Source organism: Ectobacillus funiculus, from assembly GCF_004138295.1.
In the GTDB taxonomy this organism is placed as follows: Bacteria; Bacillota; Bacilli; order Bacillales; family Bacillaceae_G; genus Ectobacillus; species Ectobacillus funiculus.
In genome coordinates this window covers 26,224-43,199 of record NZ_SCFM01000034.1, presented here as the reverse complement: position 1 = coordinate 43,199, position 16,976 = coordinate 26,224, and the positions used below count along the sequence as shown (strand labels likewise).

The window sequence follows — 16,976 nt, the reverse complement described above, 5'->3', positions numbered from 1 at the left end:
TCTATTTTTCTTACCTAGATAAATATTATCTTTTGCTATTTTCTCAAACAATTGATATCCCTTCAACTATTTGCACACAAAAAGCCCGGAGTGATTTTTCTAATCACCCAAGGCTTTTCTTTCTATATGACCTTTCATGAAATGCATAAGCCGTTCACACTGTTTCGTTCATCATGTATTAGTGCTGCACACACTTGGAAACATGTGCTACTCCCGCCGCAATTGCTGCTTTTGCTACCGCCTCCGCAACGGCTGGAACAACACGTGCATCAAGCGGGTTAGGAATCACATAGTTCGGGCTTAGCTCTTCACCCGAAATAATATTGGCAATCGCATAAGCAGCCGCCAGCTTCATTTCTTCTGTCACATCCGTTGCGCGTACATCAAGAGCGCCTCGGAAAATTCCCGGAAATGCGAGCACATTATTTACCTGGTTTGGATAATCCGAACGTCCTGTTCCCACTACCTTCGCTCCAGCCGCTAACGCTTCCTCAGGGAAAATTTCCGGTGTTGGATTTGCCATCGCTAGTACAATCGCATCCTGATTCATCGTTCGCACCAATTCTCCCGTTAATGCGCCTGGTCCGGAAACACCGATGAATACATCCGCACCGCTAATGATGTCTGGTAATGTCCCTTGAATCTTATCTCTATTTGTAAGCTTCGCTATCTCTTCTTGTGCAGGATTCATCCATGCTTCCCCTTCACATACAACACCTTCTAGACTAACAAGTGAAATATGCTGTACACCTGCCTTGAGGAGGAGCTTCGCGATAGCGATTCCGGCAGAGCCCGCTCCGTTAATAACGAGCTTGATCGCCGCGATGTCCTTTTTTACAACCCGAAGCGCATTTAAGAGTGCAGATAATACTACAATGGCCGTCCCATGCTGATCATCGTGAAAGACAGGAATGTCCAGCTCCTTACGCAGACGCTCCTCAATTTCAAAACAACGTGGCGCTGCGATATCTTCAAGGTTGATGCCGCCAAATGTTGGCTCTAGCGCTTTTACAACCTTAACAATCTCATCTACATCCTTCGTTGCTAGACAAAGTGGAAATGCATCTACACCCGCAAACTTTTTAAATAAAGCACATTTTCCTTCCATAACTGGCATTGCCGCCATTGGACCAATGTCCCCTAATCCAAGTACAGCTGTTCCATCCGTTACAACTGCCACCATATTTCCCCGTGCGGTTTGCTCATAAACAGCTTCGCTATTTTCCGCAATGTCCTTACATGACTCTGCTACCCCTGGCGTATAAGCGAGACTCAAATCATACGCAGAGTTTAGCTCTACCTTGCTTACAATCTCAATCTTCCCAACTAAATCTTTATGAAGCTGCAGGGCTTGTTCTTCTATCTTTCCCATTATCCTCTCTCCTCTTCCGATCCTGCGAAAGACCGTCCTTGTTGTCTTATCTGTCTTGGTGTAATTAACTTAACAACTGCAGTAATAAAGTAGCTAATACAATCGTTCCCGCTCCACCAAGTCGAGTAGAAACCTGTGCGAACGGCATTAATTCCATTCTGTTTGACGCTGACAAAATGGCTACATCACCTGTGCCACCTAAACCGCTATGGCAGCCAGTAACAATTGCCGCATCAACTGGATACATATTCATAAGCTTTCCAACGAGATATCCACTGCTGATCATCGCAACCACGACCGATGCACAAATAACAACATAAGCTGGTGTTACAACATCTACAACCTTATCAAGCGGAATATACAGCAAGCCTAATCCGACCATAAGCGGCCATGTTAAGTTTTTCGATACAAATTGATACAAATGGTAAGCTCCCTGTTCCATCTTCGCTGGCATAATGTTGGTATATTTAACGGCTGCTGCCGTAAAAATCATAATAATAGCTCCCGAAACTCCAACAAATTTATGTGCCAGATTTCCAAAAACGAAGAAGCTGCAAGCAATCAGCAAACCTGCTCCCATCAAGGAGAAATCAACTGGCTTATCTATACTTTTTGCTTCTTGAATATCTCGATCTGCATTTGTTTTGACTAATACACCATTTCCAGTAAGCTCTGGCTTTTTCTCACCTAATTTTTTCATTAAAGCGGCGCCGATAATCGCAACCACATTGCCAATCACCGCAGCCGGAATCATGTGAGATACAAAATGCTCAGCTGGCTGATTTAAAATTTCAGAATAACCGATGGAAAGCGGTAAAATCCCTTCTCCAATTCCCCCGCCAATAATGGGAACAACGATAAAGAAAAGCGTTTCCTTTGCTTCATATCCAAAGAGAAGACCTACTCCCACTCCAGCAACGGCTGCCGCAATCGTACCGACAATAAGCGGAACAAACATCCTCATAAAGCCTTGAATAAGCACTTTACGGTTCATCCCAAGTATACTCCCTGCTACTAAGCAAGAAATATAGAGATATAAAAAGTTTGACGTTTTCATTAAAGACGTAACCGCTGCCATGGAAGCCGGATTCATCCAATTAAAAAATAGCATAATAGATGGAACAAATAATGACAAAATCGCTGGTCCGCCAATATCTTTAAGCACTGGAATTCTCATTCCAACATGTCCTAGAAAAATTCCCATAATCATAATTACTGCAAAGCCGCCGATCATGTCAGCAGGAAGCTGATTATACACAGATGCCGCATAAATAACAGCCGCTAGAACGATATATAGCGGTAATGGGATTACACCTATTTTCGTATTAACAATTTTTGAAAACATAGTTTCTTTTGATTCTGAATTCGTAAGCGTTTGCAGTTTTTTTACTGATTGCATACTGTATACCTCCTTTTTCATATTCACAGCTTAACCTTTTTACAAACGCTTTCATAGTTTTTGTAATTTTTCTCAAGAGTTTTGTAATTAAAATAAGTAAACGACCCATGTAGGCCGCTTACAAAAATTGCTTGATCACGCTCTCATTTTCTTCATCATACTGATACTGATAAACAGGTCTGCCAATTGTACCGTAATGAACCTTTACCCCAAGAAAATGTATATCACTCAAAAATTTCAAATATTTTCTAACAGATACCCTTGAAATGCCTGCACGCTCGGAAATATCCTCTGTAGAAAACGGTGATCTGCCCATGCTTTGCACTGCTTCTACAATTACTTGAAGGGTCCCCCTTGTTAATCCCTTTGGCAGCTCTTCTGTAATAGCTTTCGCTTCCTTCTGAAGAATTTGCCGATCAAGCTCCGCTTGACTTAAAGTATGTTGATTTTTCATAAAGGCAAACTTTTCACGATAAGCGGATAATGCCTCATTAAATCGTTCAAACTCAAAAGGCTTAATTAAATAATCGACCGCCCCGTACCGCAGCGCAGTTTGAATTCGTTCCATATCCGAGGCAGCTGTAATGAAAATAACATCCGTTCTCCGGCCTGTTTCCCGAATATGCCGCAGCAGCTCCAGTCCCGTTTTCCCTGGCATAAAAATGTCCATCAGCATTAAATCGACCGCTTCTTCCTCAAGTACACGCAACGCTTCCTTTACAGAAGCAGCGATGGAAACAAGCTGAAATCCCCCTACCTGCTCCAAATAACGTTTATTAAATTCCGCAACCATTGGATCGTCCTCTACAATCAGTACTCGTATCACTTTGCACCAGCCTTTCCATCATATGGTATATAAACAACAAATCTCGTTCCTTCTGATGGCTTTGAGGAAACCTCTATCTCTCCACCAAGCCTGTCCAAGCTTTGCATCACTAAAAATAGACCGAAGCCCCGGTCTTCTCCCTTTGTGGAAAACCCTTTTTCAAACATCGTGTGCTGTGTTTCTTTATCGATACCAGCTCCGGTATCGTGTACCTCAACAGTTAAAATATCATCGCCATAATCAAAATGCACGTCAATTCTCTTAACAAGAGAGCGTGATACCGCATCTAACGCATTCTCAATTAAATTTCCCAATATCGTAATCAACTCGTGAGATGTATGAGAATGGAGCGGCTCCGGCACTTCTCGTTCGCTTGAGACGAACAGCTCGGCGCCTGCTTCACGCGTATAACTCAGCTTTCCAATTAAAAATCCAGCAAGCACAGGATCTTTCATATATCTCGAGATTGCTCCAATCTCATTGTTACGATGGTGTACGAGTTCACTTATATACTGCGTCATCTGATCATAATACCCCATATGCGCCATCCCTAAAATAACATGCAGCTTATTCATAAACTCATGGGACTGCGCCCGCAGCGCCTCAGCGTACGAGCGTACACCTGTTAGCTGTTCAGCAAGCTGCTGCACTTCTGTTTTATCACGAAGCGTCGAAACAGCCCCAACGATTCTGTCCTGCAGCATAACAGGAACACGATTGGCAACTACCGTAATTCCATTTAACTCCATCTCCTCATCCAGTTCCTCTTGTCCGGTTTCCAATACCCGTCCAAGCTTCGAGTTTGGCAAATACTCTTCCATTTTCATGCCAAGCGGCTCCTTTGCAAGGCCCGCCTTTTGCAGCAAACGAAGTGCTGCTTTATTAATAAGTGTAATCCGGGACTCCTGATCAACAGCGATAATTCCTTCCCTTACGGACTGTAGAATAGCTCCCCGCTCCTGCAGCAGCTTCGCAATCTCAGAGGGCTCCAGCCCAAACAAAATACTCTTAATATACCTTGCTAACAGAATGGCACCAAGCAGACCAGCTACTACACCGAACAATGTACCCATGTATATATCTTCACGAGCTTGACCAACAGCCTTGTGCACATTATTTAAAGAAATGCCAACTGCTGCTACCCCAAGCTGCTTGCCATTATGATCGAAAATAGGTATGAAGGAGCGAAGCGAAATACCTAATGTCCCCTTTGAGATTGAAACATGTTCCTTTCCTTTAAGTGCAAGATACTCGTCACCGCCAACAAAGCGCTTTCCAATCTTGGCCGGATCGGGATGTGATTTGCGAATCCCGTTCATATCCATTACAACAATAAATTGTACATTCGTCAGTCCTCGTATCTCCTCTGTAAATCCTTGGATATCACCATTTCCCTTTTCCAAAGCATCTATCACAATGTCCGAATGTGCTACCACACGTGCCACATTCGTTGCTTTTTCCCGTTGGCTTTTCTCAATAGAATCAGCAATTGTTTTACTAATACGTGCATCCGTTACAAGCAGGCAGACTGCTACAACGCAGCAAACAAGCACGGTTATAGTCGCCTGCAATCCCCACTTTTGTTTCTTCACACGCTTCACTCCCCCTTCAACACATAAAAAAGTTAAACTAACTGTGCAAAGCTCCGTTTCAATCTAAAAAGTAAGGTATGTAAATATACTGTATTCCTAAAATTCCCCGCTACGTCGAATTTTCTTCCAGCTAGAAATTTATTCTTTCTTAAAGTACAAAAAAAGATGACCCTTCCAATTAGGTCACCTTACAAACATAGATAAAACACTTCTACTACTGTTACGCTACAATGTTTCTTCAAAACTTTTCCCTCGAACTGAAGGATATAACCTTGCTTTCTCTTTCCAAGTAATCCATCTTGCTTCCACTAGCTGTGAGCCCCATAATACAAGAAGCAGACCGCTTAGCGAACAAAGGACTGAGACAGGAAGAACCCAAAATGAAGGGGTTTTTGAGAAAAAAGGAATCAATGAAACTGCTACAACTGGAGCAGCGTGTATCTTTAAGATACGCAATAGAGCAATCGCAATCAGGCAAGTAATTAAAAATGTTATAATACCTGCGCTTAACATATGAAGCCTACTGCCACATGTTACGCCAATCACAGCAGCAAGAATCGTTTTAAGAGACTCCGCTTTGCTCATGCTTCGGCTGACAAAAAAGTAGCTAAAAGCGCCTAATGTTGGATAAAATAGTACATTATCTACAGAGATATGAGAAGATGCCCAATACACAAATGTAAGATACAAACAAATCGTAAACAGCCGAACCACCACGAACAATTTCCCTCCAATATGTTCAAACTTTCGTTATAATAACTATAGCTATAGTAATAAAAATTCGCTTATTTCGTCAAGCTAATTTAGGAAATAGTTACTGGTCTGAGGATGTCTTTCCAGTACTTCCATCTGGAAACGTCTGCTTTCTTACAGTGCAAGCAGAAAACAAGCCCTTGCAGCATCCGGCGTTTACCCCCTGTTTATTTTACATAATGTGCATCCTCCATTACAGCTATTTAGTTGACCAATATCTCGGACATCAAATACTAGTTCACAAATAATACTCTACTAATTTGGCCAAGCGCTCCTTTAGCTTTTCTTGCAGCGGCAAATTATTAACATAAGAGGAATGAATCTGCTTCGAACGTTGAAAATCTTCATGAACCTTTTTGTTTAATACCTGCTTGATAAAAGCAGTATCATATATATAACAGTTGAGTTCTTTATTTAGGTGTATGGAACGCGAGTCTAGGTTGGCACTCCCTACCATCGCTACCCTTTCATCAATGACCAATACCTTGCCATGAAGAATCCCATCCCGATACCCATAAACATGCATACCATGTTTTAAGGCTTTCCGAATATAAGGATAGGCGGCCTGCTTAACAAGAGGAGCGTCTGATTCCGGAGACCACAAAATGTTTATCTCTACCCCTCTTTTTTCAGCATCAATTAACGCATGCCAAATAACTTTGTTATTTGGTATAAAATACGGTGATAAAATAGTGATCGACTTTTGCGCCTGATGAAACAAATTCGCATAGTCATATGCCAAATCCTTTCCGCTGTATGCCTTAAACCGAAGCGCAGTTGTTCCTTTTTCAGTGGAAGTATGGGTTTTCCACACTGTTTCTCGGTCGTTCTTTACCCAATCCAGCTCAAACTCCTGTTCTAGGTCCTGTACGCCTTCCCCTTGAATGCGAAGATGATAATCTCTCCAACTTCCCAGCTTTTTGTTTTTTCCTAAATATTTTTTCCCAATATTAAATCCACCTGCATAACCTATCGTGCCATCAATAACTGAAATCCGCTTATGATTCCGGTGTTCTAAAGAAGAAAAGAAATATGGAAAATCAAGCTTATTGTAATAAGTAAAATGAACTCCTGCTTTTAGCAAAGCTTGTTTATCCTGTTCTTTTAATAAAACGCCCCCTAGCCTGTCTACAGCGTAATAAACCTCGACCCCTTCTTTACTTTTTTTCTTTAAAAGCTCCTCAAAACGATGACTAACCGTATCATCAGCAATAGAGAAAAAGCTGATATGTATATATTGCTTCGCATTCGCTATATCATCTAATAAGCGGTCATAAAACTCTTGTCCATCCGTGTATAAGGTTACATCGCTTTTACGAATCGGATATTGGACAGACTCCTGATCGAACACCTTCTCTCTCACCGCCAAGGTTCGATCCGCCTTATCCCAAACAAGTGAAACAAAACATAGACCAACAAAGCCAAATAGAAGTATACGAAGGATTTTCCGTAATTTTTTCACGTATGTATCTCCCTTACACTTTTTTCCTTGATTAGCTTTTGTTATTATAGAAAAACTATCCTCCCCTTTTAATCATGTATTTACTTATTCATTTTCTTTAATGCGAATTTTTGATCAGGTCTTTCATGCGGGATGCTTTATTGCTAAAATTTCCGGCTACGTCGAAGCCACTTCCATATGGAAATTTATACTTTCCTACAGTGGAATGAAAAGGACAGTCCCATTTCGAGGACTGCCCCTTTCGCTGTGTATTTTAATCTATACGTCCATGCCTGCTTTAACACCATATCTGCTTAAAGAGCGTTGGCATATAAAGTGAATGATGCTCCGATCTTTTTAAGTATGTAAAACAGACCGGTTGTGCCAATCGGCCTGTTCCCACCTACACATTCATATCTCTTTTATTAAAGGAAACATATGTGGCCAGCAGTAGGAGAACAATCTCCACAACCGACAACGTGACAAAAACTGAATCTAACCCCCGAGAAGCTAATATTTGCTTTGCTGTATAATATTGAAAGGGTGTTAAATACTTGAGAACTTCTATCTTGCTGTTGATATCAATCATTAGAGATAAAATAAGCATAGCCAAAAGAATGAATGTGCCAATTGAAACAGCAGTCTTCGGATGCTTATGGATTGCTGCAATTCCCGCCCCTAATGCTCCAAAGATCAGCTGCAGGAAAAACATCCCTATCATCAAAACGATAATATCATGTGTCTGTGTTGCTCCCTTACTGTAATAGCTAACCATTTGAATAGATGTAAGCATTGTGATTCCATTTAACACTACTAGATTGGCACATGCCGCCATCAGCTTTGCGGTTACAATTCCAGATCTGGAAATCGGCTTTGCCAATAGGAATTCTGCTGTTTTATCACGTTCTTCCTTTACAATGATCGTAGCACCTAGCGTTAAAGCATGAATGCCCGCCATCAGAACTAAATATAAAAACAAGAGACCATAGTAGCCAAGAGCTTTTGATAGATCAAAAGCTCCCATCCCCATAATCGTTTGCAATGATTTTGGCATTTGCGAGACAAGCTCGTTCATAGACTGACCGGATGCAGAGATAGCTTCATATTTATTCATTCCACCGGCTACCATCACAATCATGCTTATACTCCAGATAATTAAAGATTTTCGGGTTGCCCTCATCTCTCTCAAAAATACATTCATCGCAAGCCTCTCCTTCATTAAACCGCATGGATATCTTTTTTCAAATAGATAATATAGCTAGTAATCGCAGCTGCCAAAATGAACACAATTTCGACGATGATAAATGATACCTCATAAGCCGAATGCTTGATAATGTAGGCGCTATCGTAGTATTGAAATGGCGTCACATATCGGATTACCGTTTCACCAAGCACAGAGCCAAACATGCTAATAATAAAAAAGGCAAATACAATGCTAAGCGAAAGAGACAGCACGGCTTTGATTTTCGGAGCAAGAACCGAAACCAGCATACCAAGCGTAAGAAACATGAATCCAACAAAAAAGGCGGTAAGCGAAATCATGATGAACACTGTAAAGTCAAACGATTGCTTTGACACCCTGAACGCCACTGTACTTGCAGCAGCGGTATAAATAATATTCGTGATCAGCAAAGAAACGATTGCGGCCGAAAGCTTAGCTGTTACGATTTGTGCTCTCGTTACAGGCTTTGTTAACAGAAAATCTGCCGTTTTCTCACGCATTTCCTTTGAGAAAATGGAGACTCCAATATTCATAGCCTGGATAGACTCGCACAGCAAAACATATCCAAACACATAGGAATAAAATCCAAGCAGGGAAGAAATGCTATCAATCGAAATGCCCAGTGCCTTTCTAACAGATTCCGGATATCCCTCAAGAAGTTTTTTAAAGGCTGCTGCGTCACTTGAAAAGGCCGGAAACATCGATAAAAAGAGGACAATTAACGCAACCAATGATAGTGTCCAAATAATGGTCGATTTTCGATACGCCTTAAGCTCATGCAGAAACATGTTCATAGCCTCAGCTCTCCTTTTCATAATAATGCATAAAAATCTCTTCCAAATCAGGCTCTTCAATCAAAAGATTCGTCAGCTGCAATTCAGCAAGCTTTTTCATGATCACATTAATATTTCCTCGAAATAAAAAGCTCACAATCTGATCTCGAATCTCGATTTTACTTACGCCCGGAAGATTAAAAAACTTATCATTGATAGATTCCTTTGTTTCAAGCTTTATCTTTTTATAGTTATTTTCTTGCAGTGTGCTGATTTTTTCGAGTGCAATCAGCCGACCTTCCTTAATGATTGCCACACGATCACATAATCTCTGAACCTCGCTCAAAATATGAGAAGAAAATAGAATTGTCGTTCCTTTCCTATTTTCTTCCTTTAATACATCAAAGAATTTCTGCTGCATGAGCGGATCTAGGCCACTTGTTGGCTCATCGAGGATAATCAGCTTCGGCTCATGAAGCAAGCCTTGGACGATTCCCACCTTCTTTTTATTTCCAAATGACAAATCATCAATTTTTTTATTTACATCCAAATTCATAATCTCTGCTAATTCATGAATCCGTTTGCTGCAATCCTTTTTATAAAAGCTCGCAGAATACTTTAATAAATCCTTTACCTTCATATTGTCGTAATAAAAAACCTCAGAAGGCAAATAGCCAATTTCCTTTTTGATTTCAGGAGCATATTTTACAGCATCCTTACCAAAAATAGTGACACTGCCGTTCGTTGGATAAATCAGTGATAATAAGGTGCGAATGGTCGTGGATTTTCCTGCCCCGTTCGGTCCAATAAATCCAAAGATTTCCCCTTCCTCTACCACAAAACTTACATCCGTAATGCCTCTTGCATTACCGTACGTTTTCGTTAGATTCTTAACCTCAATCACATTCATCTGTATAGCCCCCCGTTATTTATAGAAGCATTTTACAAAAATCTCAAAGTATTCATTTGCAGCAATAAAGCTTTGTTCATAATCAATTTCATGAGCAGAGGATTGCTTTGCCTTTTGCAGCTCCTCTTCTCCAAATTGTTCAAATGTCCACATAATAATTTTAAAGGTCTTTTGAAGGTCAATATCATCCCGAAACCGAGACGTATCAATCCCCTCAAAGATTTTACTCCTATGAATTTCCGTAAGCTCCTTTTTCTTTTGCTGCAGTTCTGCCTTGACCTCATTCGCATCTTCCATATAAGCACTTTCAACAAATCGAAAAATATGAGGATATTGATTCAAAAGCTCCATTTTGATTAACACCGCTTGTCGTACTCTTACAAAAAAGTCAGTTTCAGTAAAATTAATTTTCCCAAAAAACTCCTGTACTAGGATATCGATGCAATAATCATACAGCCACACATATAGCTGCTTTTTATTTTGAAAATAATGAAATAACAGTCCCTTTGATATCCCGGCTTCTTTGACAATTTCATTTGTTGAGGACCTTTCATAACCTTTTTGCGCAAATTCCTTGAGAGCCGCATTTATGATCCGGTCCTGCTTTCCCTTTTCTAAATTGAAAAACTTTGAAAACATGCTTGATGCCTACTTTCCTTTTTAAAGTTACCTAATAAATTGACCACATCGGTCAATTCGATTATACCCCTCATTGACTGATGTGGTCAATTTATTTCATACTTTATTCCCCGAAATTTCATTACAAATTATTACAGAAAATAAAGAAACCTCGCCGATTAGTGAGCCCCGCCTTTGGGCGAAGACAGAGGCGTAGTTGCCCTTATACTGTATTCCTAAAATTTCCGAATACGTCGAATTCACTTCTAGCTGGAAATTTATACTTTCTTACAGTGTAAAACACCCCTTCCACAATCATGTGGAAGGGGTGTTAGCGAGTAAGTGGAGGGTAGTTCAAGCAATTCAATCTTGCCGAAACGAAAAGCTTTGCTTAAATTTTTGTGCTGAATCCTTCTGCTCATTTTCCATCATTCTGCTAGGCTCCTTTCTCCAAGTCACCACAATCTCTATCATTTTGGATTTTACAGATACACCAAGGTTCTGATGCTCGAAAAAGTTCTGTGTCTTTGGGATGTCATATGTACCTAGCCGAGATTTTGTTTGAGTCACAGGATCGTCTTGATATACTTCTATGGTGGCATCATAAACGTTTTCACCAATGTTTGTCACGTTCACTTTATATAAATCAGCAACCCCTTTTGGAGGCTGCATACCATCTAAAACGGGCTCCTCAATGGTGACCTTCCAATGATCAGAGGACTGAGATATGGGGAGCGTTTTGGGTGAAAAGGCTTGAGCAGGCAGGGAATGAACGACCATACAAATGAATACACTCGAAACTAAACCTAGAATATGCTTCATTCTCATTTCCTCCGTTTTTACATTCTCCGTTTACTATACCCATTGAATAATTATTTATTCTGAATAAAAAGGTGTACTTAGGAAAAGCGGACAAGGCCCAAAATGACAGCGTAGGGGTGGGCCGGAGTCTGCCATTTTGGGCCTTGGGAGCTAGACATCCCCCCGAAAAGTTATACTTTCTTGTAAAGAAACTCGCCGATTGGCGGGCCCTGCTCCCCGGGCGAAGACAGAGGCGTAGTTGCACTTATACTTTGTTCCTAAAATTTCTCACTACGTCGAATTGGCTTCCTGCTAGAAATTTATACTTTCTTAAAGTGTAAAAAAAGAGCTGCCTTGGACCACACAAGCAGCTCCTTTCCTATTACTGTTGCTCTGGAGAAGAAATGTCTATTTGACCTTGATCACTGAAAACCGTACTCTTTACCCAGTTATACATTATACATTTTGCTTGTGAGAAATCTCCTATTGTAAAGCAAGCCCCGAAATACTTACTATTTGCGGTATGACTATTATGAACAATAGAACCCTCACTCACATTTAGACTTCCGTTTTGCGTCACACCATTAACGTCTATTCTGCCAACTCTAATATATCCAGCCACGGAGTAAGCCTCCTTCCACGTAATCAGACTTGTACAATAATGTATGCATGTACAAGAAAAGGGTTAACAAATAGAGGCATTTTACTTTTCATAAGAATAGCGGCAACGGTCATTGTACTACCTAAAAGAGGCATACATATAACCGAGGTGCACACATAACGGAGGTGAGATTATGGGAGTTGTCAGTGCTACAGAAGCACATGTTGATCTCTTAGCAAGATTACTAAGAGCAGAAGCTGAAGGAGAAGGCAACACCGGCATGCTGCTTGTTGGAAACGTAGGAATCAACCGCATTCGGGCAAACTGTTCTGACTTTAAAGGGCTTCGTACCATTCCGCAAATGATCTATCAGGAGCATGCATTTGAAGCCGTTCAGCACGGTTACTTCTACCAACGGGCAAGAGAGAGTGAAAAACGCTTAGCCCGGCAAGTCATTAATGGGCAGAAACACTGGCCTGCAAAATTTAGTTTATGGTATTTTCGGCCACCAGGCTCTTGTCCAAGCCAGTGGTATGACCAGCCTCTTGTAGGACGTTTTAAAAAGCATTGCTTTTATGAACCAACAGCTGCAACCTGTCAAAATGTGTATAACACCTATTAGGGAATGGTAAGCAAAAATCAGCAGTAAAACCATGAATCTAATGTTGTTATTTAAAACAAAAAGGGGCTGGTCCTAAATATGCAAGCCTGCCCCTTTAGTATGTTCCTTATCTTACCCGATTGTAAATATTCTTGACAGCTTCATCAATTTCTTCCCGCGACATACGCATCGCTTTTTCAGATGTACCATAACCAATTTCATTCTTTCCTTCCTCTAGTCCTTTAAAAATGCCATCAGCAAATTCATCTACAGGAACTCCGAACGTATGTAAGCCTACCCCGCCTAAATCTGTATTTACCGCAGGAGGGGCCACTTCAATCACCTTGACTGATGTACTTGAAAGCTGATAGCGCAAGCTCATGGAAAATGAGTGCAGCGCCGCCTTAGTAGCCGAATAAATGGGCGCAATCGCCATCGGAGTAAATGCCAAACCAGATGTGACATTAATAATGGCCGCATCTTCTTTGTTTGCAAAGTATGGGGCAAACAACATAGCAAGATGAATGGGGGCCTCCACATTTGCGGTAATCTCCTTGCTGAAATAGCTCCAGTCCTCTTTCGCATTCGCTTCTAGTATATTATATCGCTGCTGAATCCCAGCATTATTCACAACTACGTTCAATTCAGGATACTGGCTTGTTACCCATTCGAATAAAGCCACACGTTCAGCTTCAATCGTTACATCACACACACGAGTAATGAGTTCAGGGAACTTTTCTGTTGCTTCTTGCAGCTTTCTTTCCCTTCTTCCGCAGACAATGACCTTGCTTCCCGCTTTGAGAAAACGCTCTGCAAAAGCGAGGCCAATTCCTGATGCGCCACCTGTAATAAGGATTGTATTTCCTGACAGTTTCATCCATATCCCTCTTTTCCATAGTTGATATATGAAGCTATTGTGCACCTCTATATCTTATCCTGGTATATCCCAGTTCCAAACAGCTTAAATAACCAATGTACACAAAATTTGGAGAAAGATTAGGGAGGACAGTCCCCAACCTTCTATGTTCGAACCATAATTATAGTTTTCTAGAATATCCAAGAATAGGACTGTCACCCTGCTCCTTTTACACTAGCTGTTTCAGCAGGTTGCTTTTTCGACTGCGCACGCTTAATATAAAACGACAATCCTAACCCAAGAACCGCAAACGCTTCGCACACAAGAAAAGCAAGATTGATGCCATGGACAAGTGCCTCATTCATTGTTTTCCCTTCCGCATGTGCCGCACCATTCGTCATAATTGTAACGAGGAGAGCCGTTCCAATGGATGCTCCAACCTGACGCATCGTGTTTGTCATCGCCGTTCCATGCGGCAGCAAATGCAGTGGCAGCTCATTTAATCCCGCTGTATTTACGGGCATAAGCAGCATCGAAACACCGGCCATCCGCACCGTATACATCACGCATATGAAAATAAAAGAAGTGTGTGCTGATAAAAGCCACAGCGGGATTGTTGTCACCACGACAATGCTCATTCCGATTGTCGCAAGCGGGCGCGCACCGTATGTATCAAATATCCGCCCAGCAATCGGCGACATAATTCCCATTGCAATCGCACCCGGCAACAGTAACAATCCGGATTCAAACGCGGACGTACCGCGCGTGCTTTGCATATAAATCGGCAGCAGCATTTCGGCCCCAATCGCCGATGAAAAGGCAATGACGTTAATCATCGTCGTTAACTTAAAAATTCCGTATTGAAATACGAGAAACTCAAGCATCGGCTCCTCCAGCCTTAGCTGACGCCATATAAAACAAATTAAGGTTGCGCCGCCAATTATCAAAGACAACTCAACCTCCGCACTTGACCAGCCGCTCGCACCAGCGCTGCTAAACCCATAAAGCACACCACCAAAGCCAAGTGAAGATAGAACAATAGACAGGACATCGATTTTCGGAAATGTTCGTTTTGTCACATTTTTCAAATAAAAAAAGGCAAATACAAGATCAAGAAGCGCAATCGGAAGTACGATAAAAAAGAGGATACGCCAGGAATACTGGTCTACCAACCAACCAGCAAATGTTGGACCGATAGCAGGTGCAAAGGAAATGACGAGACCAACCATCCCCATCGCTGCACCCCGTTTTTCCCGTGGGAAAATTGTTAGAAACACTGTTTGCATGAGCGGCATCATAATACCTGCACCGCACGCCTGCACAATTCTTCCCAGCAATAGCACAGGAAACATGTTCGCTGTTCCAGCGATCAAAGCTCCTATTGAAAATATACTCATTGCTGCAAAAAATAGCTGCCTCGTTGTAAATCTTCGTAGTAAAAACGCAGTAATAGGAATCATGACCCCATTTGTCAGCATAAACCCGGTTGTAATCCACTGCACCGTGCTTGCCGATATATGAAACTCCCGCATAATTGACGGCAAAGCGGTAATAAGCAGCGTTTGATTTAAAATGGTAACAAAGCCACCCGTAAGAAGCAGCGCAACAATAGGCGCCCGCTTAAACTCTAAAGATGACTCTTCAGATATCCCACTCATTTGTCTTCCCCTCTCTATATTTTCGTCTCTAGCCACGTACACTACATCGGAATCGCAGATGTCTTCTCCTTTCTTTTACGTATCTTCTCTTAAATCGTCCCCATTACAAGGCATAGAAGGATAAATATCACCATTGAACCAGCAGCGGTGCGGCACATCATCGCATAGCGCTGCATGCATGATATTCGCTTCGTTCCCAAACAACGCTAGAAAGCTAATCATCCCGGCAAATGTGACAGCTAGACAAACATGAAGCACAGCCATTAGAAAACGCTTTCATACTAATAGCTTCGGTTTACACTGTAAGAAAGTATAAATTTCCAGCTAGAAGTGAATTCGACGTAGTCGGAAATGTTAGGAATACAGTATAAGGGCAACTACGCCTCTGTCTTCGCTCGGGGAGCAGGGCTCGCCAATCACCGAGTTTTCTTTACTGGAGGGCTGCACATTGCGAGAGTGCATTGCTGCTTGCGGCGCTAGGACACGAATAAGCAATACAAGCGAAAAAATAGTTAATATAGTGAAGAAAGAGGCAGCAATGAGTGCTCCAAAGCCTTGTTCGTAAAGAAGCCACAACCTGGCCACTGAACCAGTCGACATTGCGAGGGAGGAAGAAAATCCAAAATATCCCATCCCATCCCCTATTCGGTGTACAGGAAGTGTGTAAGAGGCCATCGTCGGAAAAGATTGTACTCGTCAAGTAAAAAACCACACCGTACAAAATACGCAGAAGCAGCTAAAAAAATACACTGCCGCACTAATAATATCCGGCGGATGAAACAGCCATAATACATAAACCAACGATTCATTAGCTTCCAGTTAAAAATTTATACTTACAGTGTAACAAAAAGCGAGAGAACCCAAAAGGTAAATGCTCACCGTTTGCATCCTCCCGCTTTTTAGCGTAGATGAAATACTTCTTTTGATTATTTGTTTCCATCTTAGACTTAAAGAGACACATCCAGTACAAACAAAATCCCCAAAACTAACACTATCAACATAAGCAGAAAAAAAAACGATCCATTCTTTTTTTCCTTTTTTCTTCTTAGCTAATTACAGAGGAATGATGGGAAGAAAAATTCTTTGCGGGATATTTCTGATTGTAAAACAAGGAGATATTATACTCTCTTCAAGTGTAAAGCAGGTGTCGAACACTCTTTATTCCGTCTTTCCTAAGAGATAACAAGAAATAATTCACCAAATACAAAAATAAACAAACAGGTGATTGTTAGTCTGCAAGACAGGAAGCAAAACAACCATTGCTATTAAGCATAAAATTGGAGGCTCCTAACAATGAGAAATGAAACCATTGCAAAAAACGGCATATTAAACGCTCCTTTTCTTCACGAGATGATGGATACAACATACAATATGTGGCGCTTTGGCTGGGACGAGAGAAACAGCGGAAAAAGCAGCGCAAATTTATATGCTCATTAGCTCTCATCAAGGCGGCGTGAAACAAGTCATTACAGATCAGCAATTGTCGGATTTGGCAAAGGCGTTTGGCGTAACACCATTAGAGGGAGTATTAGCTGTAGAAGAATAGGACAGCA

At 41.4% G+C, this 16,976-nt stretch carries 17 protein-coding genes and 1 pseudogene; 2 read left to right on the top strand and 16 right to left on the bottom strand.

The window, feature by feature from the left end; translation table 11 throughout:
* Positions 1–178 precede the first annotated feature (178 nt).
* From EP737_RS19020 to EP737_RS18965, 12 genes are all read right to left on the bottom strand, one after another.
* Positions 179–1,372 carry an NAD(P)-dependent malic enzyme gene (locus tag EP737_RS19020; RefSeq protein WP_129729900.1) on the bottom strand — a complete coding sequence of 398 codons (1,194 nt, stop codon included), beginning with the start codon at positions 1,370–1,372 and terminating at the stop codon, positions 179–181.
* A gap of 64 nt (positions 1,373–1,436) precedes the next feature.
* Complete coding sequence (locus EP737_RS19015) at positions 1,437–2,798, bottom strand: 2-hydroxycarboxylate transporter family protein (RefSeq protein ID WP_410776219.1); 1,362 nt, start codon at positions 2,796–2,798, stop codon at positions 1,437–1,439.
* 91 nt (positions 2,799–2,889) lie between these two features.
* Complete coding sequence (locus EP737_RS19010) at positions 2,890–3,597, bottom strand: response regulator (RefSeq protein ID WP_129729896.1); 708 nt, start codon at positions 3,595–3,597, stop codon at positions 2,890–2,892.
* Positions 3,594–5,189 carry a DcuS/MalK family sensor histidine kinase gene (gene dcuS / locus EP737_RS19005; RefSeq protein WP_129729894.1) on the bottom strand — a complete coding sequence of 532 codons (1,596 nt, stop codon included), beginning with the start codon at positions 5,187–5,189 and terminating at the stop codon, positions 3,594–3,596. The genes EP737_RS19010 and dcuS overlap by 4 nt, the downstream gene beginning before the upstream one ends.
* A gap of 225 nt (positions 5,190–5,414) precedes the next feature.
* Positions 5,415–5,906, bottom strand: a complete 492-nt coding sequence (locus tag EP737_RS19000) for an HPP family protein (RefSeq protein ID WP_129729892.1) — start codon at positions 5,904–5,906, stop codon at positions 5,415–5,417.
* A 274-nt stretch (positions 5,907–6,180) separates the two neighbouring features.
* On the bottom strand, positions 6,181–7,404 hold the full coding sequence (gene cls / locus EP737_RS18995; RefSeq protein WP_129729890.1) for a cardiolipin synthase: 1,224 nt from the start codon (positions 7,402–7,404) through the stop codon (positions 6,181–6,183).
* A gap of 382 nt (positions 7,405–7,786) precedes the next feature.
* Positions 7,787–8,584: an ABC transporter permease subunit gene (locus EP737_RS18990; protein WP_129729888.1), complete on the bottom strand. Its 798-nt coding sequence runs from the start codon at positions 8,582–8,584 to the stop codon at positions 7,787–7,789.
* A 17-nt stretch (positions 8,585–8,601) separates the two neighbouring features.
* Positions 8,602–9,399, bottom strand: a complete 798-nt coding sequence (locus EP737_RS18985; protein ID WP_129729886.1) for an ABC transporter permease subunit — start codon at positions 9,397–9,399, stop codon at positions 8,602–8,604.
* 4 nt (positions 9,400–9,403) lie between these two features.
* Positions 9,404–10,288: an ABC transporter ATP-binding protein gene (locus tag EP737_RS18980; RefSeq protein ID WP_129729884.1), complete on the bottom strand. Its 885-nt coding sequence runs from the start codon at positions 10,286–10,288 to the stop codon at positions 9,404–9,406.
* 15 nt (positions 10,289–10,303) lie between these two features.
* A complete protein-coding gene (locus EP737_RS18975; RefSeq protein ID WP_129729882.1) occupies positions 10,304–10,927 on the bottom strand; it encodes a TetR/AcrR family transcriptional regulator in 624 nt (207 codons plus the stop codon).
* Positions 10,928–11,269: 342 nt separating this feature from the next.
* Positions 11,270–11,728: a hypothetical protein gene (locus EP737_RS18970; RefSeq protein WP_129729881.1), complete on the bottom strand. Its 459-nt coding sequence runs from the start codon at positions 11,726–11,728 to the stop codon at positions 11,270–11,272.
* Positions 11,729–12,089: 361 nt separating this feature from the next.
* On the bottom strand, positions 12,090–12,329 hold the full coding sequence (locus tag EP737_RS18965; protein WP_129729879.1) for a spore germination protein: 240 nt from the start codon (positions 12,327–12,329) through the stop codon (positions 12,090–12,092).
* A gap of 172 nt (positions 12,330–12,501) precedes the next feature.
* On the opposite strand from EP737_RS18965, the gene EP737_RS18960 reads away from it, so the two are divergent.
* Positions 12,502–12,930, top strand: a complete 429-nt coding sequence (locus EP737_RS18960) for a cell wall hydrolase (protein ID WP_129729877.1) — start codon at positions 12,502–12,504, stop codon at positions 12,928–12,930.
* 106 nt (positions 12,931–13,036) lie between these two features.
* Here the strand turns inward: EP737_RS18960 and EP737_RS18955 are convergent, their stop codons facing one another.
* The 4 genes from EP737_RS18955 to EP737_RS18940 form a co-directional block, all read right to left on the bottom strand.
* A complete protein-coding gene (locus EP737_RS18955; protein WP_129729875.1) occupies positions 13,037–13,786 on the bottom strand; it encodes an SDR family oxidoreductase in 750 nt (249 codons plus the stop codon).
* Positions 13,787–13,980: 194 nt separating this feature from the next.
* The gene (locus EP737_RS18950) at positions 13,981–15,423 is read right to left on the bottom strand and encodes an MDR family MFS transporter (protein WP_129729873.1); all 1,443 of its coding nucleotides are present in this window, start codon (positions 15,421–15,423) and stop codon (positions 13,981–13,983) included.
* A 75-nt stretch (positions 15,424–15,498) separates the two neighbouring features.
* Positions 15,499–15,687: a hypothetical protein gene (locus tag EP737_RS18945; RefSeq protein ID WP_129729871.1), complete on the bottom strand. Its 189-nt coding sequence runs from the start codon at positions 15,685–15,687 to the stop codon at positions 15,499–15,501.
* Between the two features lie 90 nt (positions 15,688–15,777).
* Positions 15,778–16,098, bottom strand: a complete 321-nt coding sequence (locus tag EP737_RS18940; RefSeq protein WP_205650980.1) for a hypothetical protein — start codon at positions 16,096–16,098, stop codon at positions 15,778–15,780.
* Between the two features lie 679 nt (positions 16,099–16,777).
* Between EP737_RS18940 and EP737_RS18930 the strand changes: the two are divergent.
* Positions 16,778–16,969, top strand: a pseudogene (locus EP737_RS18930) (rhamnulose-1-phosphate aldolase); the annotation flags it as partial.
* Positions 16,970–16,976: the final 7 nt, after the last annotated feature.

Bases quoted from the DNA above. Each gene is read 5' to 3' on its own strand.
- EP737_RS19020 (WP_129729900.1), bottom strand. From the start codon at position 1,372: ATGGGAAAGATAGAAGAACAAGCCCTGCAGCTTCATAAAGATTTAGTT.
- EP737_RS18990 (WP_129729888.1), bottom strand. From the start codon at position 8,584: ATGAATGTATTTTTGAGAGAGATGAGGGCAACCCGAAAATCTTTAATT.
- EP737_RS18985 (WP_129729886.1), bottom strand. From the start codon at position 9,399: ATGAACATGTTTCTGCATGAGCTTAAGGCGTATCGAAAATCGACCATT.
- EP737_RS18980 (WP_129729884.1), bottom strand. From the start codon at position 10,288: ATGAATGTGATTGAGGTTAAGAATCTAACGAAAACGTACGGTAATGCA.
- EP737_RS18975 (WP_129729882.1), bottom strand. From the start codon at position 10,927: ATGTTTTCAAAGTTTTTCAATTTAGAAAAGGGAAAGCAGGACCGGATC.
- EP737_RS18970 (WP_129729881.1), bottom strand. From the start codon at position 11,728: ATGAAGCATATTCTAGGTTTAGTTTCGAGTGTATTCATTTGTATGGTC.
- EP737_RS18960 (WP_129729877.1), top strand. From the start codon at position 12,502: ATGGGAGTTGTCAGTGCTACAGAAGCACATGTTGATCTCTTAGCAAGA.
- EP737_RS18955 (WP_129729875.1), bottom strand. From the start codon at position 13,786: ATGAAACTGTCAGGAAATACAATCCTTATTACAGGTGGCGCATCAGGA.
- EP737_RS18950 (WP_129729873.1), bottom strand. From the start codon at position 15,423: ATGAGTGGGATATCTGAAGAGTCATCTTTAGAGTTTAAGCGGGCGCCT.
- EP737_RS18945 (WP_129729871.1), bottom strand. From the start codon at position 15,687: ATGGCTGTGCTTCATGTTTGTCTAGCTGTCACATTTGCCGGGATGATT.
- EP737_RS18940 (WP_205650980.1), bottom strand. From the start codon at position 16,098: ATGGCCTCTTACACACTTCCTGTACACCGAATAGGGGATGGGATGGGA.